The organism is Arsenophonus sp. PmNCSU2021_1 (genome assembly GCF_036919435.1).
GTDB classification, from domain to species: domain Bacteria; phylum Pseudomonadota; class Gammaproteobacteria; order Enterobacterales; family Enterobacteriaceae; genus Arsenophonus; species Arsenophonus nilaparvatae.
Genome location: NZ_JAZHPL010000006.1, coordinates 820,639 through 844,258, shown reverse-complemented (window position 1 = coordinate 844,258; position 23,620 = coordinate 820,639). Strand labels below are relative to the sequence as shown.

Annotated in this window: 20 protein-coding genes and 7 pseudogenes; 9 read left to right on the top strand and 18 right to left on the bottom strand. The window is 37.3% G+C overall.

All coding sequences use genetic code 11. From position 1 onward, the window contains the following. Nucleotides 1-17 precede the first annotated feature (17 nt). The 4 genes and pseudogenes from V3224_RS17305 to V3224_RS17290 all read right to left on the bottom strand — a co-directional run bounded on the left by V3224_RS17305 (nucleotide 18) and on the right by V3224_RS17290 (nucleotide 3,473). The gene (locus tag V3224_RS17305) at nucleotides 18-890 is read right to left on the bottom strand and encodes an IS982 family transposase (protein WP_334467716.1); all 873 of its coding nucleotides are present in this window, start codon (nucleotides 888-890) and stop codon (nucleotides 18-20) included. A 119-nt stretch (nucleotides 891-1,009) separates the two neighbouring features. Continuing rightward, nucleotides 1,010-1,384: pseudogene (locus V3224_RS17300) on the bottom strand (IS701 family transposase); the annotation flags it as partial. Between the two features lie 173 nt (nucleotides 1,385-1,557). Beyond that, nucleotides 1,558-3,315: pseudogene (locus V3224_RS17295) on the bottom strand (DNA primase family protein). After that, the gene (locus tag V3224_RS17290) at nucleotides 3,312-3,473 is read right to left on the bottom strand and encodes a hypothetical protein (RefSeq protein ID WP_334472013.1); all 162 of its coding nucleotides are present in this window, start codon (nucleotides 3,471-3,473) and stop codon (nucleotides 3,312-3,314) included. The pseudogene V3224_RS17295 and the gene V3224_RS17290 overlap by 4 nt, the downstream one beginning before the upstream one ends. Nucleotides 3,474-3,955: 482 nt before the next feature. Here V3224_RS17290 and V3224_RS17285 point away from each other — a divergent pair, with 482 nt between their 5' ends. Beyond that, a complete protein-coding gene (locus tag V3224_RS17285; RefSeq protein ID WP_334472012.1) occupies nucleotides 3,956-4,930 on the top strand; it encodes an IS701 family transposase in 975 nt (324 codons plus the stop codon). Here V3224_RS17285 and V3224_RS17280 read toward each other — a convergent pair. The 5 genes and pseudogenes from V3224_RS17280 to V3224_RS17260 form a co-directional block, all read right to left on the bottom strand. Further along, nucleotides 4,927-5,076: a hypothetical protein gene (locus tag V3224_RS17280; RefSeq protein ID WP_334472011.1), complete on the bottom strand. Its 150-nt coding sequence runs from the start codon at nucleotides 5,074-5,076 to the stop codon at nucleotides 4,927-4,929. The two genes, V3224_RS17285 and V3224_RS17280, sit on opposite strands and share 4 nt — an antisense overlap. Before the next feature lie 299 nt (nucleotides 5,077-5,375). Then, a complete protein-coding gene (locus V3224_RS17275; RefSeq protein ID WP_334472010.1) occupies nucleotides 5,376-6,272 on the bottom strand; it encodes an Rpn family recombination-promoting nuclease/putative transposase in 897 nt (298 codons plus the stop codon). 23 nt (nucleotides 6,273-6,295) lie between these two features. Continuing rightward, on the bottom strand, nucleotides 6,296-6,430 hold the full coding sequence (locus tag V3224_RS17270; RefSeq protein WP_334469502.1) for a hypothetical protein: 135 nt from the start codon (nucleotides 6,428-6,430) through the stop codon (nucleotides 6,296-6,298). Between the two features lie 155 nt (nucleotides 6,431-6,585). Continuing rightward, nucleotides 6,586-7,467 (bottom strand): annotated as a pseudogene (locus tag V3224_RS17265) (IS701 family transposase); the annotation flags it as partial. 389 nt (nucleotides 7,468-7,856) lie between these two features. Continuing rightward, nucleotides 7,857-8,123 (bottom strand): hypothetical protein, encoded by a 267-nt coding sequence (locus V3224_RS17260; RefSeq protein ID WP_334472008.1) that lies wholly within the window; start codon nucleotides 8,121-8,123, stop codon nucleotides 7,857-7,859. Between V3224_RS17260 and V3224_RS17250 the strand changes: the two are divergent. Then, nucleotides 8,108-9,081 (top strand): annotated as a pseudogene (locus V3224_RS17250) (IS701 family transposase). The gene V3224_RS17260 and the pseudogene V3224_RS17250 overlap by 16 nt on opposite strands. Nucleotides 9,082-10,259: 1,178 nt before the next feature. Here the strand turns inward: V3224_RS17250 and V3224_RS17245 are convergent. Then, the gene (locus V3224_RS17245; RefSeq protein ID WP_334472006.1) at nucleotides 10,260-10,520 is read right to left on the bottom strand and encodes a hypothetical protein; all 261 of its coding nucleotides are present in this window, start codon (nucleotides 10,518-10,520) and stop codon (nucleotides 10,260-10,262) included. A gap of 478 nt (nucleotides 10,521-10,998) precedes the next feature. After that, nucleotides 10,999-11,391, bottom strand: a complete 393-nt coding sequence (locus tag V3224_RS17240; protein ID WP_334472005.1) for a pentapeptide repeat-containing protein — start codon at nucleotides 11,389-11,391, stop codon at nucleotides 10,999-11,001. Between the two features lie 500 nt (nucleotides 11,392-11,891). On the opposite strand from V3224_RS17240, the gene dusA reads away from it, so the two are divergent. Next, a complete protein-coding gene (gene dusA, locus V3224_RS17235; protein WP_334472065.1) occupies nucleotides 11,892-12,926 on the top strand; it encodes a tRNA dihydrouridine(20/20a) synthase DusA in 1,035 nt (344 codons plus the stop codon). A 114-nt stretch (nucleotides 12,927-13,040) separates the two neighbouring features. Here the strand turns inward: dusA and V3224_RS17230 are convergent. Beyond that, nucleotides 13,041-13,759, bottom strand: a protein-coding gene (locus V3224_RS17230) for an IS5 family transposase (RefSeq protein ID WP_334472064.1) whose coding sequence is annotated in 2 segments (ribosomal slippage) — nucleotides 13,041-13,463 and nucleotides 13,466-13,759 — 717 coding nt in all. Because the reading frame shifts where the segments join, the coding sequence is not laid out codon by codon here. A 197-nt stretch (nucleotides 13,760-13,956) separates the two neighbouring features. Continuing rightward, on the bottom strand, nucleotides 13,957-14,148 hold the full coding sequence (locus V3224_RS17225) for a hypothetical protein (RefSeq protein ID WP_334472004.1): 192 nt from the start codon (nucleotides 14,146-14,148) through the stop codon (nucleotides 13,957-13,959). Between the two features lie 346 nt (nucleotides 14,149-14,494). On the opposite strand from V3224_RS17225, the gene dnaB reads away from it, so the two are divergent. The 5 genes and pseudogenes from dnaB (at nucleotide 14,495) to V3224_RS17195 (ending at nucleotide 20,199) form a co-directional block, all read left to right on the top strand. Continuing rightward, nucleotides 14,495-15,904, top strand: coding sequence for a replicative DNA helicase (gene dnaB / locus V3224_RS17220; RefSeq protein WP_334472063.1), 1,410 nt, complete (start codon nucleotides 14,495-14,497; stop codon nucleotides 15,902-15,904). A 40-nt stretch (nucleotides 15,905-15,944) separates the two neighbouring features. After that, nucleotides 15,945-17,030, top strand: coding sequence for an alanine racemase (alr, locus tag V3224_RS17215; RefSeq protein ID WP_334472003.1), 1,086 nt, complete (start codon nucleotides 15,945-15,947; stop codon nucleotides 17,028-17,030). A 58-nt stretch (nucleotides 17,031-17,088) separates the two neighbouring features. Next, nucleotides 17,089-18,285, top strand: coding sequence for an amino acid aminotransferase (locus V3224_RS17210; protein ID WP_334472002.1), 1,197 nt, complete (start codon nucleotides 17,089-17,091; stop codon nucleotides 18,283-18,285). Nucleotides 18,286-18,573: 288 nt separating this feature from the next. Further along, nucleotides 18,574-19,638: pseudogene (locus V3224_RS17200) on the top strand (filamentous hemagglutinin N-terminal domain-containing protein). A gap of 123 nt (nucleotides 19,639-19,761) precedes the next feature. After that, a complete protein-coding gene (locus V3224_RS17195; protein WP_334471999.1) occupies nucleotides 19,762-20,199 on the top strand; it encodes a hypothetical protein in 438 nt (145 codons plus the stop codon). Between the two features lie 344 nt (nucleotides 20,200-20,543). Here V3224_RS17195 and V3224_RS17190 read toward each other — a convergent pair. The 3 genes and pseudogenes from V3224_RS17190 to V3224_RS17180 form a co-directional block, all read right to left on the bottom strand. Continuing rightward, nucleotides 20,544-21,092: pseudogene (locus V3224_RS17190) on the bottom strand (transposase); the annotation flags it as partial. Nucleotides 21,093-21,286: 194 nt separating this feature from the next. Further along, nucleotides 21,287-21,490, bottom strand: a pseudogene (locus V3224_RS17185) (IS701 family transposase); the annotation flags it as partial. Nucleotides 21,491-21,650: 160 nt separating this feature from the next. Continuing rightward, complete coding sequence (locus V3224_RS17180; RefSeq protein WP_334471996.1) at nucleotides 21,651-21,911, bottom strand: hypothetical protein; 261 nt, start codon at nucleotides 21,909-21,911, stop codon at nucleotides 21,651-21,653. A 178-nt stretch (nucleotides 21,912-22,089) separates the two neighbouring features. On the opposite strand from V3224_RS17180, the gene V3224_RS17175 reads away from it, so the two are divergent. Then, the gene (locus V3224_RS17175; protein ID WP_334471994.1) at nucleotides 22,090-22,446 is read left to right on the top strand and encodes a tail fiber assembly protein; all 357 of its coding nucleotides are present in this window, start codon (nucleotides 22,090-22,092) and stop codon (nucleotides 22,444-22,446) included. A 12-nt stretch (nucleotides 22,447-22,458) separates the two neighbouring features. Here the strand turns inward: V3224_RS17175 and V3224_RS17170 are convergent, their stop codons facing one another. Then, a complete protein-coding gene (locus V3224_RS17170; protein ID WP_334471992.1) occupies nucleotides 22,459-22,860 on the bottom strand; it encodes an SGNH hydrolase domain-containing protein in 402 nt (133 codons plus the stop codon). An 11-nt stretch (nucleotides 22,861-22,871) separates the two neighbouring features. Next, on the bottom strand, nucleotides 22,872-23,579 hold the full coding sequence (locus V3224_RS17165; RefSeq protein WP_334471990.1) for an acyltransferase family protein: 708 nt from the start codon (nucleotides 23,577-23,579) through the stop codon (nucleotides 22,872-22,874). Between the last annotated feature and the right edge of the window lie 41 nt (nucleotides 23,580-23,620).

Here is a 23,620-nt window from a genome sequence, read left to right as displayed (position 1 = left end):
GGGATAAGCATTATCAATTATACTTGAAGATACGTACCTGCAACAGGTATCTTTGGTTTAGATGGCATTAAACAATATGCAACCAGTCCGCCTAATAAATTCACTACAAAGTTAGCCGGAGAGCGATGTCGCGTATGCTCTATTTGACAAAGATTTTTTAACTCATCAAATACCGTTTCAATGACAGAACGATGACGCAAGATGGCTTTGTCGAAACAAGTCTGTTTAATAGGCTTCATTTTCTTCTTGATATTCGTTATAAGGCTAATTCCCATCGTTTTGAGTTGCTGTTTCAGTGAAGCCGATAAATACCCTTTATCTGCGTACAAACAACCAGAAAGATCCTTTGTCAGCTCAGGCAATGGTTTCCGATCATCGGTGTTTCCTGGTGTGAGTCGAAAACTGAGTATTTCCCCCAAATGATTGATAATTACATGAAGCTTGAAACCAAAGAACCAACCTGTTGAATTTTTTCCCCGTTCAGCTATCCCATTGAAGACTTTATGTCTGCGGATCCGTAAGTTATCACACACCGCTATCGGAGTAGAATCGGCAACCGATAGCCCCGTGCATTTTCCCTTAATTGACTCAAACAGTGCCGTTAACGCTAAGGCACTACGCGGAAGTAACTCTACACAGCGTGAATAGGATGGCAAGTTAGGAAATTCCTTCCGGAGATATAAGCGGACATAATAGAGATAAAATACCTTGAATTGCCTGAATCGGAGTTGATGAAACAACACAACCAGTGTCATCATTTCCGCCAACGAAAGCTGAGTAGACCGTCTACGACGCTTAGTACCGTTAGTCAGCAAATATTCATGCATTTTTGGCTCGAAGTCTTTGCAAAAATCATCCATCAGGCAATAAAGTTCAGTAAGATTTTCCATAATTGTTTAACAATGCTCTACTCTTTAACCAGACTGTTAGAGTATTTTAACAAAACAGGCTCATTCAACTATTTGAATATCAAGACTTTCTCTTTATTTCTTATCCCGAACTCAGGTTAAATAAGATAATTGATAGGAATTGATTCAACCTTCGTCAGATCATGCCAAAGCAAATTAACTAAACCTATGCCAGCAATAACCTCATGTTCATTACCTGAATATTGATAATGGACCATCTCTATTTTTTTACTACGTGTTTTGGCAATCAATGTATCATCGGCAATTAGTACGCAAGGGCTTTTTTTGTCTATAGAAGGTTCAACTAATCGCCATAGGTCTTTAGGTCTAAAACATCTACTTTTTAGCCATCGGCTAACAGTGTCATGAGATAAAGGCGATGGGCTTACTTCTGATAACGCTAAACCAGAGTATCTTAAACTGCTTACTTGTAAGAATGTTTTATAGATATCTTTAATACATGGATAACCCGACAAAATATGAACACCCTGATTTTTTCTTGTTTTTAAATTTATACTTCTTTTTTGGAGATTGCGAAACTCGTGGAATACTTTGAGTTAAAGGTGTTCATATAGTATCTTATTGTTTATAAAAGTAATTTTTAAAATCATGAATACTATGAACACCTTAAGCCATTTTTTATAAAAAACTATTTAAAAGTTTTAGAGGGCGTCTGTGGTAACCATTCCTCTGCACTTTCTGAAAGTTCCACATTAGTAACTACCCCTCGTGTTTTTCTCTCCCGCCGGTAATCGTGGTTAAATTCCCGCATGGCAATTTTCATCCCTTCTGAGAATTTATTTAGCGTCATCGGTTTATCAAACCCATTCGCCTCAAGAAATGATAAATAAGCGTGATAAACGTAAATTCTTGGATAAAAAGGCATGTTACGATTACCCACCAGCATACCGGTACACTCCGCCAGTTTTTTCAGGTGAGCACAGAAAGCGTAAAGAGGATCATTATTCTGTTTTACTTCAAGTGCTTCTTCACTGTCACGCTGCGCCAGCAATAACCGTCTGGCCTTTTCTGGATCAGCAAAATTCACTAATAACTGACGAACGATCACCGGAATTTCAGCCGATATTTTTTCAGACAGTTCAGGATCTTTATCTTCTTCTTCGACGCGGTGGTTAAACTGGAAAATCACCCGACAACGGGCTATACCGCCTGCCCGTTCAGTGAATATCATCGGGGTATTATTTGTTGCGATGACAACGGCTCTTAATATCGCGGTATATTGGTGCTCATGTTTCGGGTCAATTTCAACAGCATCACCCCCCGTTATGGCTTTTATCCCCGTTCCTTCCCCTGTGTATTTGGGCTGATCCGGTAAAGTAATCATGCTCTTATTGACAAACTGCGCACGACCTCTCGCACTATCCAGCGCCGCCATATTACCACTAGCGGTATTGTGCTGACCCGCTAACAAGGTTGCTATCTGTGTAAATACACTTTTCCCGCTACCACCTTCCCCTGTTATCTCAAGAAATAACTGCCACTCATAGCGGTTAGCCAGTACCATAAATAACGCAGCCAAAATACGCTGCATCTTAAGTGCGTCTCTGCCTGCGGTGTCACTTAACCATTTGTGAAAGTTTGATGCATAATCGCGGAAGTTTTCTCCCTGAACGGCGGGTGTATACACCACTCCATTATGGTTAATCAGCCAATTATATGGGCAATGGGCTGAAAACTTCCCTGTTTCCATATCATAAACCCCATTAGCGAACGGAATCAGGCTATGCCTTGGTTCATCCATCACAGGAATAACAATTTTTTGCGCCTCAATAACATTGCTTATTGCACGTTTGCTGAAATTGGTTTGATTCTCGTTATAAATCGCTACCATCTCTCGACTTAACTCCAGTGGAGCGGCTTTCTCCCACACTCCACTACGGTACAAATAAACGGCCTGACTCTCATCCTGAATGGCGATCCCTTCGTAACGTTTAGCGAGTAATAAGGCTTTTTCATTGTCTGCCATCTGCAACAGGTTGGTTTCTTCACATGGTATTTGTACAACAAGGCTATTACCGCTTTCAGCATCACTTTTTAGACGGGGTAATTGTGAAGTCCAGTCCTCCAGTAACGCATAGTCCTCAGCGTAAAATAGCGCTTTCTTGACGCCAGCTAATGCCAGCTTTGTTGCAATCGCCGTTGTCTGCTCCTCTGTCAGTGTTCCGGCACGATATACACTGGCATACCGTTGTCCCTGATTCACAATTATCAGGTTATCCAGTTCTGCCAGTTGCTTCTCAGCCAGCACTACAGGCGGTATCTCATCGTTTGCCGGATTATCATTCTACCAGTTTTTCGCGTGTGTCCATGCTTCATCGCCCGCAAAAATAATTGCCTCAGACAGCGGGTCTTTTGGCAGTTTTTTAACATTGGGTGCTTTTTTCATTGGTGCGTGTTCTCCACTGCCTGAAACGCTTTAATAAAACGTGAATAAGGATAAATACACGGCAACAAATCACCTTTTTTATCCTGCCATTTGTCACCGGAGTAAATTTCAGGTAAAGCAATACCACTGGCAGTAAAGCCAGTTAATTTATTGGTCATATTGAATTTGAGATAAATAAAAACAACCAAGGCTCAAATTTTTATTGAGCCCTGGTTTATTAATATTGTTTAATCTTTAACCGGTTGAGTCATTTTAATTAAGATAATAAAGTATAATCTTTACTGAAAAATAGATAACAATTGAGTGAGCGAACCCACCTCAAATTTTTGTTTGATTGTGTCAAGCATTTTATCAACTGTGAAAACGGTCACTGAACGAAGGAAAGCAATTTCTTTTTTCTTTATTCCCATCGAAAACAGCATACCCGTTTCAAGCTGGTCAGGGGTTAATTCTGGAAAATAATTATTGAGGTTCTCAAGCTATCTTATATCAATCACTTTCATGCTGCTCATGCTGCCACCGTCCGAACAGGTAAACGACCTGACCAGATTAGACGGGCATTTGAGTAGGTCACGAGTTTCGCAATCTCCAAAAAAGAAGTATAAATTTAAAAACAAGAAAAAATCAGGGTGTTCATATTTTGTCGGGTTATCCATGTATTAAAGATATCTATAAAACATTCTTACAAGTAAGCAGTTTAAGATACTCTGGTTTAGCGTTATCAGAAGTAAGCCCATCGCCTTTATCTCATGACACTGTTAGCCGATGGCTAAAAAGTAGATGTTTTAAACCTAAAGACCTATGGCGATTAGTTGAACCTTCTATAGACAAAAAAAGCCCTTGCGTACTAATTGCCGATGATACATTGATTGCCAAAACACGTAGTAAAAAAATAGAGATGGTCCATTATCAATATTCAGGTAATGAACATGAGGTTATTGCTGGCATAGGTTTAGTTAATTTGCTTTGGCATGATCTGACGAAGGTTGAATCAATTCCTATCAATTATCGTATTTATGATAAAGATTCTGATGGAAAAACAAAAAACACGCACTTTTCCGAAATGCTCACTCTTGCTAAAAAAAGAGGGATCATGCCAGAAGCCGTAGTGATGGATGCTTGGTATTCTAGCCTGGATAACCTGAAATCAATTCGCTCTCATGGTTGGATCTGGGTAACCACGCTGAGGAAAAATAGGATTGTTAACCATAACAAACAACTGAACAAGTTAGACATCTCAGAAGAAGGAACGTCAATACACTTGCGAGGATATGGTTGGGTAACCGTTTTCAAATTTACAGCCAAAAACGGCCGTATTGATTACATAGTAACAAACAAAGAGAATCCCACCCGTCAATACCTCAAATCTATCATGGATGCCCGTTGGTCTGTTGAAGTTTATCATCGAGAAGTTAAACAAAACTGTGGTATTGAACGCTGTCAGGCTCGCACGAGCCGAGCGCAAAGAAATCATATTTTTCTCGCTATTTCTGCGTGGTTTGAACAACATAAACGTCGTATATCTGAAAAAATAACCCTTTATCAACAAAATTGGGACGTAATCAAAAGTGCTATTACTGAGCAAATCCGTGTTTTATTAGCGTACCCAAATTAGTTTTGTGCGAAACTCGTGTAGGTTTTAAGTAAATTTAACCTGTCCTGCGTCAGTGATGCTTTTGTTGCGGGTTTGCTTGAGTGGTTTGGAATAATCCAGTAGGTATCAATAAATTTAGGGTGATTTTTAATACAGGTAGTAACCATAGTTACGGCCTCTTTGTCAGATTTCAAGAATCTTACCAGACCTATGTCAAACGGGGTGGTGAGACGTAACAGGTTTGACATACCGGTGACAAAGAAACCGGCGAGCGGTTAAGCTCCCCCGCTACGCCCCACCATATATGGTATGTAGCAATGGTTATTACGGACACAAAAAAGCCGCAGTTGATAGCGGTATGTCCGCTTTGTCGTTTGGTATGCCAAACCCAGATCACTAATTAGTAGTGACCACTGAAATATAACAGTTTAACTCTTTTTATGTCAACCGATTAGACCTATATAAATCAAGATTTTTTAGCTAATTTTCTCAATTCATCGTTAGAAAGACCTGTAAATTTAGTAACAGACTTTCTGTCCATACCACTATCAAGCATTTGTATAGCTATTTTGATCGATGTTTCTTTTTCACCTTGAAGTTTTCCTTCTTGAATTAACCCTTGTGCAATATTCATAAACGCACCCTCATGTTTCTTTGATTTTTTAGCAATATCCGTAATGAATTTTTGGGGGTTTTCAGTATTACCCTCTTGGATCAAGTAATTCATCATTGTTATTGCCTGTTTTTCTGTATAATAATCATACGACAATAATTTTGCAATTTCGTGCAATAATTCGGACATATCACGTTGTCGAATGTGTTTTTGTACTAATTCTAAGAGTGCAATTCTACGGTGTTTCATAATCTCACCGTCATCAAGCGTCGTTACATCAACCAATTTAAATGGTTTTGTATATATCTTCTCAGCAAGTTTACTATCACTAAAACAGTCTAACCGATAGGTACTATGTGGATGCGGACTTTTTTCACCGGCGTAAAACAAAATCGGGTACACCAGCGGTAATTTTTTGTGACCCGCTTCTAAATGTTTTTGCATGGCGGCCATACTATACCGCATCAATCGCCATGCTATGAGTTTATCTGGCGTAGATTGATGCTCAATGAGCAGATATAAATAGCCTTTTCCCTTTTTGGTATTGACAGAGTAGAGAATATCACTCTGGTAATTTTTCATCTCTTCATCGATAAATGAACTTGATTCGGCACGGATAGTTTCTAGATTACAGACTGATTTTATCTCGTCTGGTAGCCAGATTTCAAAAAACTCTTTGGCCGTCTCTTTTTCACTAAGAAATTGCTTAAAAATTGTATCATGAGGTGTAGGCGTAAATTTTTTGCTCATTAGGTCACGAGTTTCGCACAAAACTAATTTGGGTACGCTAATAAAACACGGATTTGCTCAGTAATAGCACTTTTGATTACGTCCCAATTTTGTTGATAAAGGGTTATTTTTTCAGATATACGACGTTTATGTTGTTCAAACCACGCAGAAATAGCCACGAGTTTCGCACAGGCCTATAAAATTCTAGAAATGGCTTAAAAGTAATGATTAATCTGCAAGTTACTGAAATGCATAAATTCACTTAATTTACAATAAGTTATATTTAATTTATAAGGTTTTATCTATTTACATATTATGCTGAATTAAACTTAAAAATAGAGCGTTTTTTTATTGGTGCGAAACTCGTGATAGCGAGAAAAATATGATTTCTTTGCGCTCGGCTCGTGCGAGCCTGACAGCGTTCAATACCACAGTTTTGTTTAACTTCTCGATGATAAACTTCAACAGACCAACGGGCATCCATGATAGATTTGAGGTATTGACGGGTGGGATTCTCTTTGTTTGTTACTATGTAATCAATACGGCCGTTTTTGGCTGTAAATTTGAAAACGGTTACCGAACCATATCCTCGCAAGTGTATTGACGTTCCTTCTTCTGAGATGTCTAACTTGTTCAGTTGTTTGTTATGGTTAACAATCCTATTTTTCCTCAGCCTGGTTACCCAGATCCAACCATGAGAGCGAATTGATTTCAGGTTATCCAGGCTAGAATACCAAGCATCCATCACTACGGCTTCTGGCATGATCCCTCTTTTTTTAGCAAGAGTGAGCATTTCGGAAAAGTGCGTGTTTTTTGTTTTTCCATCAGAATCTTTATCATAAATACGATAATTGATAGGAATTGATTCAACCTTCGTCAGATCATGCCAAAGCAAATTAACTAAACCTATGCCAGCAATAACCTCATGTTCATTACCTGAATATTGATAATGGACCATCTCTATTTTTTTACTACGTGTTTTGGCAATCAATGTATCATCGGCAATTAGTACGCAAGGGCTTTTTTTGTCTATAGAAGGTTCAACTAATCGCCATAGGTCTTTAGGTCTAAAACATCTACTTTTTAGCCATTGGCTAACAGTGTCATGAGATAAAGGCGATGGGCTTACTTCTGATAACGCTAAACCAGAGTATCTTAAACTGCTTACTTGTAAGAATGTTTTATAGATATCTTTAATACATGGATAACCCGACAAAATATGAACACCCTGATTTTTTCTTGTTTTTAAATTTATACTTCTTTTTTGGAGATTGCGAAACTCGTGTAGGTATTTTTCCATTTTTGAGTTACTGACCAGTGTAACGTATTTACCCTCGATTGTTGAGATATATCCCTAAATCTATTAAGATAATAATGTCAATAGAAGAACCCCAGTGATCAAGGTTTAGCAGCCTTGATGTATAAGAAATTAATACCAGAAAAGGTTACTAATTAACCTATGCCCTGATGAACCCATTTTTATTTTTTCTAAGTTTTGCCAGAATTATTTTTGAAGGTTGAGATAAAAAACAGAATAAAGGGTTAAGGAACGATTAATTATTAATCAGTTTTGAACAAAAGATAGATCTACCCTATAGTGAGTTTTTATTGCCACCGCAAACGTGCCAATTCATCGTGACGAGCCATAAGCCCTTTAAGCTTCAATCCAAAATTCATTCCTGCGAAGAGTAATTCTTTCCCGCATAAGAGACAAGCCAGTGGATCGACTTTAAAGACATGTCGATACATGTTTCGAAAGGTGATTTTTTTAGCGGATTTTTTATCCTCACGAGTTTCGCAATCTCCAAAAAAGAAGTATAAATTTAAAAACAAGAAAAAATCAGGGTGTTCATATTTTGTCGGGTTATCCATGTATTAAAGATATCTATAAAACATTCTTACAAGTAAGCAGTTTAAGATACTCTGGTTTAGCGTTATCAGAAGTAAGCCCATCGCCTTTATCTCATGACACGTTAGCCAATGGCTAAAAAGTAGATGTTTTAGACCTAAAGACCTATGGCGATTAGTTGAACCTTCTATAGACAAAAAAAGCCCTTGCGTACTAATTGCCGATGATACATTGATTGCCAAAACACGTAGTAAAAAAATAGAGATGGTCCATTATCAATATTCAGGTAATGAACATGAGGTTATTGCTGGCATAGGTTTAGTTAATTTGCTTTGGCATGATCTGACGAAGGTTGAATCAATTCCTATCAATTATCGTATTTATGATAAAGATTCTGATGGAAAAATAAAAAACACGCACTTTTCCGAAATGCTCACTCTTGCTAAAAAAAGAGGGATCATGCCAGAAGCCGTAGTGATGGATGCTTGGTATTCTAGCCTGGATAACCTGAAATCAATTCGCTCTCATGGTTGGATCTGGGTAACCACGCTGAGGAAAAATAGGATTGTTAACCATAACAAACAACTGAACAAGTTAGACATCTCAGAAGAAGGAACGTCAATACACTTGCGAGGATATGGTTGGGTAACCGTTTTCAAATTTACAGCCAAAAACGGCCGTATTGATTACATAGTAACAAACAAAGAGAATCCCACCCGTCAATACCTCAAATCTATCATGGATGCCCGTTGGTCTGTTGAAGTTTATCATCGAGAAGTTAAACAAAACTGTGGTATTGAACGCTGTCAGGCTCGCACGAGCCGAGCGCAAAGAAATCATATTTTTCTCGCTATTTCTGCGTGGTTTGAACAACATAAACGTCGTATATCTGAAAAAATAACCCTTTATCAACAAAATTGGGACGTAATCAAAAGTGCTATTACTGAGCAAATCCGTGTTTTATTAGCGTACCCAAATTAGTTTTGTGCGAAACTCGTGTATTATATTTTTTCATCTAAATTTAGCAATAATTAACCCGATTATGTTATGCATTTGCGCTGCTGCAAACAGCATTATCTACTGATAGTATTCAGTATTTGCAAGATAGTGATTTTTCCTCAGTATAATTGAATAATTGCCTAGCTTTTATCACATATAGTTGCTGTCATATTTGCTGAAATTTACTTTCATCGTGAATAATGTATTTTATTTATGATTATATTGGATTTATAGTCTTCGATTTGAGATAAAAACAGTGATTTTATTTTTATCGAGGAATGTAAAGGGTAGCTAATTGTAGCAAGTTATCGTGTTCAATTCTTATTGGCATGGATTGAGAATTTATATTTTAAATCAGTATATTGTTACTAATATACCATTAGTATTTATTTTTTGCTGAGTCTAGTCAGACATTAGTCGCAGGATTTGTTCTAAACATATTAAGTTTCTGATTGATGTTATATGTTAAAAATAAATACTTTCTGTGTAAATTTACAGCAAACTCATGTTGATTTGTTCACCGTATTGTAGATTTTTTGTTGTTATTATGAGATGCGATTACAAATGTTGCTATTGTGTTTGATTTATGTTGTCGGTAGCAAAGAGTGGGGAATATATCAATTAAACTGTAGAATTTGTATAGTGGGATGGCATTAACCAGCAAAATTAATTTTCTGGTTAATCTAGAGTATTCATTTTTCCATGCTTTTGATGTTTCGTAACAAACATTTTTCTTTACTTGTTGACTTCATTTAGAAATATATTATCTTCACTTGGTACAGATATGTATTCACAGTCAATTATTTATTTTTAGGCAATTGATAAAAAGCTATTTTCTAAAAATAGAGTAAAAATAATTATGATTTCATAATTTATCTTCTTATGATTAAATTAAAAAATATTTTCAGCCTTAACCATCAGCAATTCAATAACATTGATATAAATACAATAGAATGCTGCCAATCACATTTTTTAATCTTTTAGATAATTTTTCACCCAATTTAGTTGATCTTAAAACCCATCTCTTCGGCTCACGTTATTCCACCATTGCTAATATTGATCGCAGTTGCTTTGGTAAAACAATCAAATGTTTTTAGCTTACAGCACTGAAGGATGAGTTTTATTTACTTTTTTAAAGATTAAAACAGTTATATCTGTATTTAGTTAGATATTTTGTTAGGGGCTTCATATACTTCACGAGTACCATAATCAAAACAACTTGGCCCTTTGTTAGGATCTTGCCAACAAAGATCTATATCACCGTTTTTCTTTTTATTAGACCAAGATTCTGCTTTTACATCACCTTTAGGTGTTGGAACAATAACATAACCTAGACTTTTGGTGTTATTATCATTGGCTATCGTAATAAAACTAAATCCTAGAGCAGCGATAATCGAAAAGATTTTGCATAATGATCTCATAATTTATCCTCCTAAAATAAATGAAAATCACTATTAACAATACACTAATATTTAACATTTAATTAACCATTAATTTAATTAAAATGATTATAATTAAATTAATAACATTTCTAGTGAAATCAACTATCAAAGATGCAAAATCTATTAAATTAATAGTTGATTTAGTGTAAATGATTTTGTCTCAGGAGTTAACTTGAAACCTTAGAAGCTTGGTTTCTGGGTTAAGGAAGCGGTTAAGACAGATTATAAAGTAAAAGAATAAATCAGTATCTCTGTAGTTATAATTATCGTTATGCCAATTATTATCTTAATTTACTTTGAATAAAGTATAGCTAATTATCTTATTAACCTCTTCTTAATGTGAAAAGGTATGCTTGGTTTATTTAAGTGTTTCACTAAGGAACGGAGCTAAAAACCTGTTTCTTAATTTCTATTTGTCAATACGATAGAATGTATGATTTTTGTTAGTGACGTAACATCAGTTGGCATCAAAACCTGCTTCAGCGAGAATTTTTCCATTTTCTATTTCAGTTAAAATTGCTGTACTTAAATCTGTTTCAGTTAAATGTGTTACACCTAGATTTGCGGCAGTTAAAACTACTTTAGTTAAATCTGTTGCACTTAAATTTACTGTATTTAAATCTGCTTTAGTCAAATATGTTCCGCCTAATTTTGCTGCAATTAAATCTGTTGTAGCTAAATTTGTTGCGGTTAAATTTGCTTTAATTAAATTCGTTCTACCTAAATTTGCGGCAGTTAAATCTGGGTAATTCGTATCTCCTGATATAGTCTCATTGTTTTTATCTGCTAAAGAAAGAGAGCTAAGTCCTAAAAGTGAGACAATAGTTAATGTCTTAAATAATAATTTCATAATTTACCATTAAAGCATAAGCAACAAAAAAGTAACAATATTAATTTTATTATCCATAAAGCAATTACATTTTTGTAAATGCAATAAATTGTCACAAATAGAATTTTTTTAATTTTTTATATAAGTTTTCACACAGCTGGTGTAAAAACTATCAGCTAAGCAGGAGTATCAATTCAATTAACCAATTTTTCTATGATCTCATCAGAGAATGCATGAGTATATAATCTAATTTTTGTGATGAACGCTATTGAGTCTACGGTGGTTATCAATTGCTTATCATTTAATTTTTAACTCTCACTAATTACCATTTTCAATTGAAACTATTGGCTTGAAGTCATGGCTGTCTGGTAGTTTTTTGTTGTGAGTGAAGCCATCCCACACCAGGGTGTTTCTCTATGGTATAATAGGCAGCATACAAATAAATTCTCGCTATAATGGCTGTTAAAAACGAGTAATGCCATTTAGTGATAATAAAAAACAACATCCCAAAAAACCGAAAAATGCACGATAACACAACTAACACAAAATTAACGCCAGGTAACGAATTAACGGCATCGACAGGCAATTTTAACCACCACCGTTTTAGCGTGGCGCCGATGCTTGATTGGACAGATCGTCATTGCCGTTATTTTCACCGTTTATTAACTAAAGAAGCGTTACTTTATACAGAAATGGTGACAACTGGTGCGCTTATTTATGGTAAAGGTGATTATCTGGCTTATAGTGAAGAGGAACATCCAGTTGCTTTGCAGTTGGGTGGTAATGAGCCTGCGGCCTTGTCCGATTGTGCAAAAATGGCTCAGCAAAGCGGTTATGATGAGGTTAATTTAAATATTGGCTGTCCTTCAGATCGGGGCCAAAATGGCCGTTTTGGTGCATGTTTGATGCGTGAAGGCGCACTAGTAGCGGATTGTATAAAAGCAATGCAGGATGCTACTACGATCCCGATAACAGTAAAAACCCGTATTGGCGTTGATGATGACGATAGTTATGCTTTTTTAACCGATTTTATTGATAAAATTGTGGCAGAGAGTCAATGTGGTTTATTTATCATTCATGCTCGTAAAGCTTGGCTATCGGGGTTAAGTCCAAAACAGAATCGGGAAATACCACCTTTAGACTATTTACGCGTTTATCAATTGAAAAAAGATTTTCCTCAGTTAACCATTGTGGTTAATGGAGGTATCAAAAGCATTAATCAGGCTAAACAGCATTTACACCATCTTGATGGTGTTATGATAGGGCGGGAAGCTTATCAAAATCCTGCATTATTAACTCAGGTTGATGTTGAATTTTTTGATCAAAGTAACCTGGTTATTGATCCGATTGTTGCAGTACAAGCAATGTATCCTTATATTGAGCGAGAGTTGAAACAGGGAACTTATTTAGGTCATATTACTCGTCATATGTTGGGAATATTTCAAGCTATTCCGGGCGCTCGCCAGTGGCGCCGTCATTTGAGTGAAAATGCCCATAAAAAAGGCGCCGATGTAACCGTGGTTAAGCAGGCACTCGAGTTTATTACCGGTAAATAATTGACTAACCCAGGTTATTTTATCTATGCCATACCTGGGGTGTGTTTAATTAAAGAGAGCTAAAAGCGCGATCAAAATTAGCGAATAAATAGAGCATTTGACTAGGGCCTGTCATCAAATAAGCCAGACGACGGCAGCGGCCAGATGGATAGCGCCAAGAAAGTTGATGGCGGTTTTATCGTAACGGGTAGCAATAGCGCGATACTGCTTCAGTCGAGCAAAGAAGTTTTCGACTAAATGGCGAGCTTTGTAGAGGTGTTTGTCATACGTGCGGTGTTGTTTTCGGTTCGAGCGAGATGGGATCACTACCGCCTTGCCTTTGTCTTTCAATGGCTGGACAAGGCGCTCTTGAGCATCGTAGCCTTTATCGGCAATAATCGTTTGGCCTTGTGTATCCTCAAGCAACACATCGGCACCTTCTAGGTCGTGGGCCTGGCCCGGCGTAAGATGAAAGCCTGTAGGGTTACCGAGAGCATCGACTGTGACATGAATTTTGGTGCTTAACCCACCGCGACTACGCCCGATAGCTTGTTTGTCTGTATCCCCCCTTTTGCTCCAGCGCTATGCTGATGGGCCCGCACTATAGTCGAGTCAATCATCGCATACTCGTTGTCAGCATCCTGCGCCAGGGCGTTGAAAATGCGCTCCCATACGCCAGTCTTGCTCCAGCGTGAGTGACGTAAGTGCACAATACGAAAGTCGCCAAAACGTTCGGGCAGGTCTCTCCAAGGAATACCTGTTCGATAACGGTAGATCACCGCCTCTACGAACAACCGGTTGTTACGTGCGGTCATGCCCACATGGCCTTTCCGTCCAGGAAGGAATGTCTCAATCCGAGCCCATTAATCATCTCGAAGTGCATAGCGACGCGTCATCTCTTTCTCTTTGGCCGAAGTGGATAATCATATATGGGGCATATCATACACGTTTATCCCGACATTTGATGACAGGCCCTAATAAAAGCGACTTTTATTTTATTTTTTTGTTCGCATTCTATGTCCCCGTTTTGGCCAATTTTTTCCAGACTGTTTTACATCAATTGTACGGCATGATTAATTGATTGCTGAAAATCGGCTAATTCCTGATTTTTATCAAATTGTGTCAGAAGAGTGTCAAATTTATGATTGGCATAATGAAAAATAGTTTGAAATTCATCATTAGAAAAGCGGTTTTCGCCATAAACATGATTAATAAATGTATTGATCTCTTGATAACTATTCATAGCAATTAAACTCCGTTTAATTAAAAGGTTTCCTTATTAAAGAATTAATAAACTATATAAATATTCGCGAATAAAACAATCTGAAAGTGCAGTTGGTTAATGGTTATGTTTAACTAGTCGCTTATTAGCCATGATTGCAATATTTTTCGGAAAGTTCAGATTTATTGCCAATATTTTGCTATGTTTGATTGAGGAACATTGCAACATTTTCAGATTTTCTGTAAAAGATAACAGTGAAGAATCGTTGAGGTTTTATCTCACATTAAATGATCAAATTGTCACGAAATAGCAGTAAATAGCATATACTGATGAGCGACTCTATTGATTAATGGGTAAAGAAAGTGCTATGGTGAAGAAGTATTCCGCAGAAACCGTATTTATTGGTCAGAAAGATCGTCAAATAGAGGGGCTAAAAATGCCACCTCACTCCTTAGAAGCTGAGCAATCGGTACTGGGTGGATTAATGTTGGATAACGAGCGTTGGGATCATGTCTCAGAACGCGTGACCAACGCAGATTTTTTTAGCCGACCACACCGCACCATTTTTGCTGAAATGCAACGTCTGCTTGAACAGAGTAGACCAATTGATTTAATTACTTTATCTGAATCGTTAGAACAGCAAGGCGAATTGGATAGCGTCGGTGGTTTTGCCTATTTAGCAGAATTAGCTAAAAATACCCCAAGTGCTGCCAACATTAACGCTTATGCAGATATTGTGCGCGAACGTGCTGTTGTGCGTGACATGATTGCGGTGGCAAATGAGATCGCTGATGCGGGTTATGATCCTCAAGGTCGCAGCAGCGAAGAGTTACTGGATTTAGCTGAATCACGTGTTTTTCAAATTGCAGAAACTCGTGCTAATAAAGATGACGGTCCGAAAGGGATTGAAGAGATCCTGTCTGAGACGGTGGAAAAAATTGAACAGTTATATCAGAAGCCTCATGATGGCGTAACCGGTGTCTCTACCGGCTACCAGGATCTGGATCGAAAAACGGCAGGATTACAAAACTCTGATCTGATTATCGTAGCAGCTCGTCCTTCCATGGGTAAAACAACTTTTGCGATGAATTTATGTGAACATGCGGCCATGATAGAAGAAAAACCGGTTTTGATTTTTAGTTTGGAAATGCCGGCTAATCAAATCATGATGCGTATGTTAGCTTCTTTATCGCGTGTTGATCAAACTCGTATTCGAACTGGCCAACTTGATGACGAAGATTGGGCGCGTATGTCCAGTACCATGGGGTTGTTGATGGAAAAACGCAATATGTATATTGATGACTCCGCTGGGTTAACGCCGACAGAAGTTCGTTCACGTGCTCGCCGGGTTTACCGTGAACATGGTGGTTTAAGTCTAATTATGATCGATTATCTTCAGCTTATACGAGTTCCTTCCCTGTCTGATAATCGTACACTTGAGATTGCCGAAATTTCCCGTTCGCTTAAATCATTGGCAAAAGAGTTACAAGTACCTGTGATCGCATTGTCACAACTTAATCGTAGCCTGGAACAAAGAGCGGATAAAAAACCGGTCAATTCAGATTTACGGGAATCCGGCTCCATTGAGCAGGATGCCGATTTAATTATGTTTATTTATCGAGATGAGGTTTATAACGATAATTCAGATCTTAAAGGGGTAGCAGAAATTATTATCGGTAAGCAGCGTAATGGCCCGATTGGAACAGTACGTCTGACTTTCAATGGACAATGGTCACGTTTTGATAACTATGCTGGGCCAATCTACCACGACGAATAATCTATCTATTTAATTTTAATACGTTAATACGGAGAGTAAAATGAAAGCGGCAACCGCTGTCATTCACCGCCGCGCTCTGCGTCACAATTTACAACGAGTTCGGGAAATTGCGCCTCATAGCCGCATAATTGCTGTCGTTAAAGCTAATGCTTATGGGCATGGTTTACTAGAAACAGCGCACACAGTTAAAGATCTGGCTGATAGCTTTGGTGTTGCTCGTATTAGTGAAGCAATCGCATTACGTCAAAATGGCATCAACAACCCCATCTTATTATTAGAAGGTTTTTTTGAGCTAGCTGAATTACCTATTATCACCAGGCATGAGATTGATGTTGTTGTACAGAGTATTGAACAACTTGAAACATTAGAACAGATTAAATTAGAAAAGCCGATAAAAGTTTGGATGAAACTTGATACCGGTATGCACCGTTTGGGGTTCAGACCTGAAGAGGTGAAAATATCTTATACGCGCTTGATGGCATGTCAAAATATTCAAAAGCCTATCAATATTATGAGTCATTTTAGTCGTGCTGATGAGCCTGGTTTACCCGCGGCGACAGAGCAACAATTGGCTTGTTTTAATGCTTTTATAAAAGATAAACCAGGAGAAAAATCGATCGCGGCATCTGCCGGTATTCTACTATGGCAAACATCACATTTTGATTGGGTGCGTCCTGGCATCATGATGTATGGTGCTTCACCACAAGAAGGTAAACAAGGCAAAGATTTTGGTCTCCTGCCAGCGATGACCCTCAAATCTAATCTAATTGCTATTCGTCAACATAAAGCCGGAGAGCCGGTCGGTTATGGTGGAGTTTGGGTTAGTGAGCAGGATACCAATCTTGGTGTAGTGGCAATTGGTTATGGCGATGGTTATCCCCGTAATGCCCCGTCAGGCACACCAGTATTAATAAATGGGCGCAAAGTGCCGATTGTAGGTAGAGTCTCCATGGATATGATTTCAGTCGATTTAGGAATTGAAACCAACGATAAGGTCGGCGATGAAGCAATTATATGGGGAGATCTATTGCCTGTTGAAGAGGTGGAAGTATATACTGGTGTCAGTGATTATGAATTACTGACCAAGCTAACCTCACGGGTGGCAATGGAATACCTGGACAAATAAATTTGTTGTCGGTTATTTAATAAAAAAATAGATATGATGATAGTGGAGAGAATTTTAAGTGTTTCAGAATGTTGATGCTTTTTCCGGTGATCCTATCCTGTCGTTGATGGATGAATTTAATAAAGATCCGCGTGAGAATAAAATTAACCTTAGCATTGGCCTTTATTATGACGGCAAGGGTAATACTCCCCAACTTGGCACTGTCGGTAAAGCGAAAATCAAGCTTAATCAATTTCCTGCTATAGCCTCCCTCTATTTACCGATGGAAGGACTACATAACTACCGGTTAGCGATTCAAAAACTGCTTTTTGGCGCTGATAGCCCACTAATTAAAGAACAACGAATTGCAACAGTACAGACTATTGGTGGCTCAGGGGCGTTAAAACTGGGAGCCGATTTTTTACATCGTTATTTCCCTGACTCAGAGGTTTGGTGTAGTGATCCTACCTGGGAAAATCATGCTTCTATCTTCATGGGTTCAGGAATTAACGTCCATTATTACCCCTATTTTGATGCCGAGACCAAAGGGATAAAATTTGCTGAAATGCTGGCAACATTCAAACAGTTGCCAGAAAAAAGCATTATCTTAATGCATCCATGTTGTCATAATCCAACCGGTTCTGATTTAACACCGCAACAGTGGGATCAAATAACCAAAGTGGCTAAAGAGCGGCGCCTTATTCCCTTTCTTGATATGGCTTATCAAGGATTTGCTAAAAGTATGGATGAGGATGTTTATGCTATTCGCACTATGGCTCAGGCCGGATTACCGGTATTTGTCAGTAATTCATTTTCCAAGATTTTTGGGCTGTATGGTGATCGGGTTGGCGGTCTATCGATTATTTGTCAAAATCAACCGGAGTGTGAGCGGGTATTTGGCCAACTAAAGGCGGGTGTGCGTCGTCTCTATTCGAGCCCACCATCAAATGGCGCAAAAATTGTTGAACATGTTTTAACAAATGACACATTACGCGCTGAATGGTTAAGTGAGGTAGAATCGATGCGTCTGCGCATCTTTGCGATGCGGAAAATGCTCGTTAGCAATTTGGAAAATGCGTTACCTGAAAAAAACTTTGATCACCTATTAAAGCAGCATGGTATGTTTAGTTACACCGGTTTTAGCGCAGAACAGGTTAAGCGTCTACGTGAGGAATTTGCCATATATCTGGTTAGTACTGGGCGTATTTGTATGGCGGGTGTTAATGAACATAATGTTCAGCGTATTGCTCAGGCTTTTGCAGCAGTAAGTCGTTAACTGAATTTAATTACAATCAATAATTCTATTAAAGCCAGTGATTATTTAATCACTGGCTTTAATTTATTAAATATAAAAATATTAAAATCAGATTTAATTTTAGGAATAAAAATAAAATAGTATTAATTAAATTTAACATATTGAATTATAATTAAAAATAATGATTATCATTGGATTAACTAATTAAATTATTGATTATTATATATTGCCTATTAAATTTTTCTTTTCTATTTTGAAGCGGTAACATTCATCGCCATATTAATATAAAAATAGAATATAGGTAATGCTATGAAAAATAAAAAGATTCGCTATAGCAGAAATATAATTTATTTCATCGCCAGTTATCCTCTGTTACCGGTTTTCAGTTCCACTGTCCAACCAGCGGATGAAAAAACTCAACTAACGGTTAAAAATCAAATTGCTGTCATCGATATAGCGGCACCTAATCGGGCGGGTATTTCTCATAATCGATATCAGCAATTTAATATACCGCCAGAAGGTGCGGTGCTGAACAATGCTATCCAACCAGCGAAAAGTGAACTAGCCGGCCAGCTGGCTAAAAATGGGTAGCTTGGTGAACAGACGGCCACTTTGATTATTAATGAAGTAACCGGTTCATCTTCTTCCCAACTAAATGGCAAATTGGAAATTGCAGGCAAGAAAGCGGATGTGATCATCGCTAATCCTAATGGCATCAGTTGTGATGGTTGTCGTTTCAGCAATATTGGTGGCTTAACCTTAACTAGCGGCCGGCCGACACTGAATCAACGAGGTGAATTCGCTCATTTAAGGGTGAAAAAAGGTGATATTACCATCCGTAATAAAGGGCTCTATAGTGGTAGTCAACAGTATACTGAAATGATCAGCCGTACTGTTACTATCAATGCCAGTATTCTGAGCAAAAATATTAGCTTGCTGCTAGGCATGAATGCGATTGACTATCAGACTGGAACAGTTTCTCAAATAACTAGCCCGGACCTAAAACCACAATTTGCGGTTAACATTACAGAGCCTGGTGGGATTTATGCCAATCGCATTAAAATCATTGCTACCGAACCAGACAGTGAAGTTAAGCTGGATAATATTAAAACCAGCGAAAGTGATTTATTTGTTTCCGCTAAAGGGAAACTGACGCTAGGTCATATTACCACTAACAGGCATTTAATCGCCAAAGTGCCAGCCATTATAATTCCGGCAACCAGTGAAATTTTATCTCAGCAAAAGCTATTACTTGAAAGCGATAGTCTGATTAATCAAGTTAAAGTAACGGCTAAACATTATATTCATCTATTTAGTAATGTTATCAGTAGTCAAGGTGAAATCGCTAAAATTGCAGCTTATAATAATCTCTGACTACAAAAAAATGCTCAGGGTGAACTTTAAGTAAAAGGTTTGAAAATAGCGCGGCGACTATCTCAACGCAAACCGGTGACCTGTTCCTGAAAGCTAAACAAGTGATTAACTAAAGCAATAATCATGGAACAACGAATAACGCCGGATTGTAACAAGGTTAAAGTGTATGTTGTCAGGGCAAGTGGCGGTGGTCTGAATACAAGTGTCAACAAAAATCTAAAACCTAATTATCAAATTAATGGAAAACAGCGCTGGTTTGGTGAAATCGATGCTGTGTTTACGCAATTTGTTCAATTGGAAAAAACGGCCTACGCATTAGCTTCCCCTCTGATGTTTGGTCGTATTTCTGCCAGTAACCATCGCTATATTAAAAGTAATCTATTAGTCAATGATAATTATTGGCACAGGAAGCATATTACCGCTATTAATCAAAAACTGGGTGAAAAATTTGTCTGGGTAGGTTTTATAAAATGCGCTAGATGTATACTTTACTGTACGGATCCTTACCTCAGCTGTAGCATTGGATACCTGCCAGATTATACTTATCAAGATAATGATTAGGATGACGTTTGTATCTGTTATTCTATCGATCAAGATCAATATCTTTCCTTTATACCGGCAGACAAAGCACCTGATGCATCATTTACTCTTGACATTAAGACACCTTAATACCCATTAATCAGCCGAGTGATAAGTGGCCTAGTTGGAGCCCTTACCTCATGAACCGCAGAAAGTACCTACAGTGGTGCAGATATAGGGGTGATCGCGGTGCAGAATAATCACTCTTACGATTAAAGAATTTCAGCAATTAGAGAAAGATTTAGCAGCTGGTAAAGCAACCGCAGGGGATTGTCGTTCAGTTATTCAAGAGCCCATTGATATTAGTACACGAGTTTCGCACAAAACTAATTTGGGTACGCTAATAAAACAGGGATTTGCTCAGTAATAGCACTTTTGATTACGTCCCAATTTTGTTGATAAAGGGTTATTTTTTCAGATATACGACGTTTATGTTGTTCAAACCACGCAGAAATAGCGAGAAAAATATGATTTCTTTGCGCTCGGCTCGTGCGAGCCTGACAGCGTTCAATACCACAGTTTTGTTTAACTTCTCGATGATAAACTTCAACAGACCAACGGGCATCCATGATAGATTTGAGGTATTGACGGGTGGGATTCTCTTTGTTTGTTACTATGTAATCAATACGGCCGTTTTTGGCTGTAAATTTGAAAACGGTTACCCAACCATATCCTCGCAAGTGTATTGACGTTCCTTCTTCTGAGATGTCTAACTTGTTCAGTTGTTTGTTATGGTTAACAATCCTATTTTTCCTCAGCGTGGTTACCCAGATCCAACCATGAGAGCGAATTGATTTCAGGTTATCCAGGCTAGAATACCAAGCATCCATCACTACGGCTTCTGGCATGATCCCTCTTTTTTTAGCAAGCACGAGTTTCGCACCAATAAAAAAGCGCTCTATTTTTAAGTTTAATTCAGCATAATATATAAATAGAAAAAATCTCATAAATTAAAAATAACTTATTGTAATTTAAGTAAATTTATACGTCTTAGCAAGTTACAGATTAATTATTGTTCTGAAGCCATTTCTAGAATTTTATATGCCCGTGCGAAACTCGTGGCAAGAGTGAGCATTTCGGAAAAGTGCGTGTTTTTTGTTTTTCCATCAGAATCTTTATCATAAATACGATAATTGATAGGAATTGATTCAACCTTCGTCAGATCATGCCAAAGCAAATTAACTAAACCTATGCCAGCAATAACATCATGTTCATTACCTGAATATTGATAATGGACCATCTCTATTTTTTTACTACGTGTTTTGGCAATCAATCACGAGTTTCGCACCAATAAAAAACGCTCTATTTTTAAGTTTAATTCAGCATAATATATAAATAGAAAAAATCTCATAAATTAAAAATAACTTATTGTAATTTAAGTAAATTTATACGTCTTAGCAAGTTACAGATTAATTATTGTTCTGAAGCCATTTCTAGAATTTTATATGCCCGTGCGAAACTCGTGTCAATGTATCATCGGCAATTAGTACGCAAGGGCTTTTTTTGTCTATAGAAGGTTCAACTAATCGCCATAGGTCTTTAGGTCTAAAACATCTACTTTTTAGCCATCGGCTAACAGTGTCATGAGATAAAGGCGATGGGCTTACTTCTGATAACGCTAAACCAGAGTATCTTAAACTGCTTACTTGTAAGAATGTTTTATAGATATCTTTAATACATGGATAACCCGACAAAATATGAACACCCTGATTTTTTCTTGTTTTTAAATTTATACTTCTTTTTTGGAGATTGCGAAACTCGTGACTGCCTTTTCATACTGAGAAGAAACCGCTTGATAAAAGGCAAGGTTTTGCCGTTGTTTTTAATGAACAAAATCAGGAATGGGAATATCAGGAAGATCATCGAGGCTTGGTGTTATTTGATACGAAAAACCGTCAATCTGTCACCCTTGAAAAATTAGGGAAAGTACCGGAATATTTAACATCATCAACCCCTAAAAGCGAATTTGATGTTTGGGATGGTGAAAAATGGGTCAAGGATGTTGAAGCTGAAAATTTAGCAAAAAGACATAAATTGGAAGGCTTCAAACAACAAAAATTATATGATGCCACTCGTGAAATTGCTCCTCTTCAAGATGCCATAGATTTAGACATAGCGACGGAAGAGGAAGAAAGACGACTCATAGCTTGGAAAAGATATCGTGTATTAGTTAATCGTATAGAAACATCAACTACACAAGAGATAACATGGCCTAAACCCCCGTTATAACCGTATCAATGATTATTGAAAGGGATCACCGATTTCTTTTGCATATTTAACGCCCAATTGATAGGACGCATAATCAGTTAAATGACCATCATCCCTGTACGTTGGAACTCCCTTTATATTTCCCAAGCATTTTCCACCATGGCAGAGTAAATCAGCAGGATTGATAATAACAACTGAAGGATACTTTATTTGTATCTTTTGAAACATTTCTGCAACCCATAAAGTATTATTAATTCCTTTATTTGTTTCATTAATATCAAAATTACAGTTGTCAATATCCTTTTCTTGATGAAATATTCGATTTTTGAATCTTGTATAAAAACAATTAAGGTAATCATATTTTGCTCGTGGAATTTCCTTCATTAAAACAACTTTTGCGCCTGATTTTTCTATGAAAGATATCGCTTCATCCAATGCATGGAAAATTATATCTTGAGGTTTATCACCGCTATTTTTTTATCTTCTGGCGTTACAATAAAACCAAGATAGTTTGACCACCGTTCAGCAATGATAACAAAGTTAAATTTTGACGTTGCGATTGAATTAAAATAATTGATTGTATTTTTTTCACAAGAGGTATTGATACTATTATTACCCCAGTGGTATTGTCTTATTTTTGGCAGGGCAGGACAACTGGAGCTCGTAATAGAAGTGACTGATGTATCATATTTTTTTCCTATAACATCAAAAAAATTCCAGAAATGATTAGCGTTTGAATCACCAATGAGCAATGCTTTTTTGGTACTACTAATTTTCCCAATTTCACATCTTTTATCAGCAATATCGTTTTCTTTATTAAAGCATTTTGTTCTATTCTTGGCAGAATATTGGGTTAAAATATTATCAATACGTGCATATTCTTCACCGAACCTAAAATTAAATCCTTTATATTTATCGCTTATCTCATCAATTGCTAGAGATAATATAATAGGTACTATCATTAAGATTAATAGTGATTTAAAGAAAGAAATATTTTGTTTTCTTAGCGGCTTTTCTATGCATTGGTAAGAAATAAAAGAAAACAATATTGTTAAAATATAACAGATAGCTTTTACTTTTATATCATTGAATACGCCGATATATCTTGCCGTAGCAAATATAGGCCAGTGCCATAAATAAAGTGAGTAGGACAACTGCCCAATATAGACAAAAGGTCGGAATGATAATAGTTGGT

Bases quoted from the DNA above. Each gene is read 5' to 3' on its own strand.
- V3224_RS17305 (WP_334467716.1), bottom strand. From the start codon at position 890: ATGGAAAATCTTACTGAACTTTATTGCCTGATGGATGATTTTTGCAAA.
- V3224_RS17290 (WP_334472013.1), bottom strand. From the start codon at position 3,473: ATGACCAATAAATTAACTGGCTTTACTGCCAGTGGTATTGCTTTACCT.
- V3224_RS17280 (WP_334472011.1), bottom strand. From the start codon at position 5,076: ATGGTTACTACCTGTATTAAAAATCACCCTAAATTTATTGATACCTAC.
- V3224_RS17275 (WP_334472010.1), bottom strand. From the start codon at position 6,272: ATGAGCAAAAAATTTACGCCTACACCTCATGATACAATTTTTAAGCAA.
- V3224_RS17260 (WP_334472008.1), bottom strand. From the start codon at position 8,123: ATGGATAACCCGACAAAATATGAACACCCTGATTTTTTCTTGTTTTTA.
- V3224_RS17245 (WP_334472006.1), bottom strand. From the start codon at position 10,520: ATGAGATCATTATGCAAAATCTTTTCGATTATCGCTGCTCTAGGATTT.
- V3224_RS17240 (WP_334472005.1), bottom strand. From the start codon at position 11,391: ATGAAATTATTATTTAAGACATTAACTATTGTCTCACTTTTAGGACTT.
- dusA (WP_334472065.1), top strand. From the start codon at position 11,892: ATGCACGATAACACAACTAACACAAAATTAACGCCAGGTAACGAATTA.
- V3224_RS17225 (WP_334472004.1), bottom strand. From the start codon at position 14,148: ATGAATAGTTATCAAGAGATCAATACATTTATTAATCATGTTTATGGC.
- dnaB (WP_334472063.1), top strand. From the start codon at position 14,495: ATGGTGAAGAAGTATTCCGCAGAAACCGTATTTATTGGTCAGAAAGAT.
- alr (WP_334472003.1), top strand. From the start codon at position 15,945: ATGAAAGCGGCAACCGCTGTCATTCACCGCCGCGCTCTGCGTCACAAT.
- V3224_RS17195 (WP_334471999.1), top strand. From the start codon at position 19,762: ATGGAACAACGAATAACGCCGGATTGTAACAAGGTTAAAGTGTATGTT.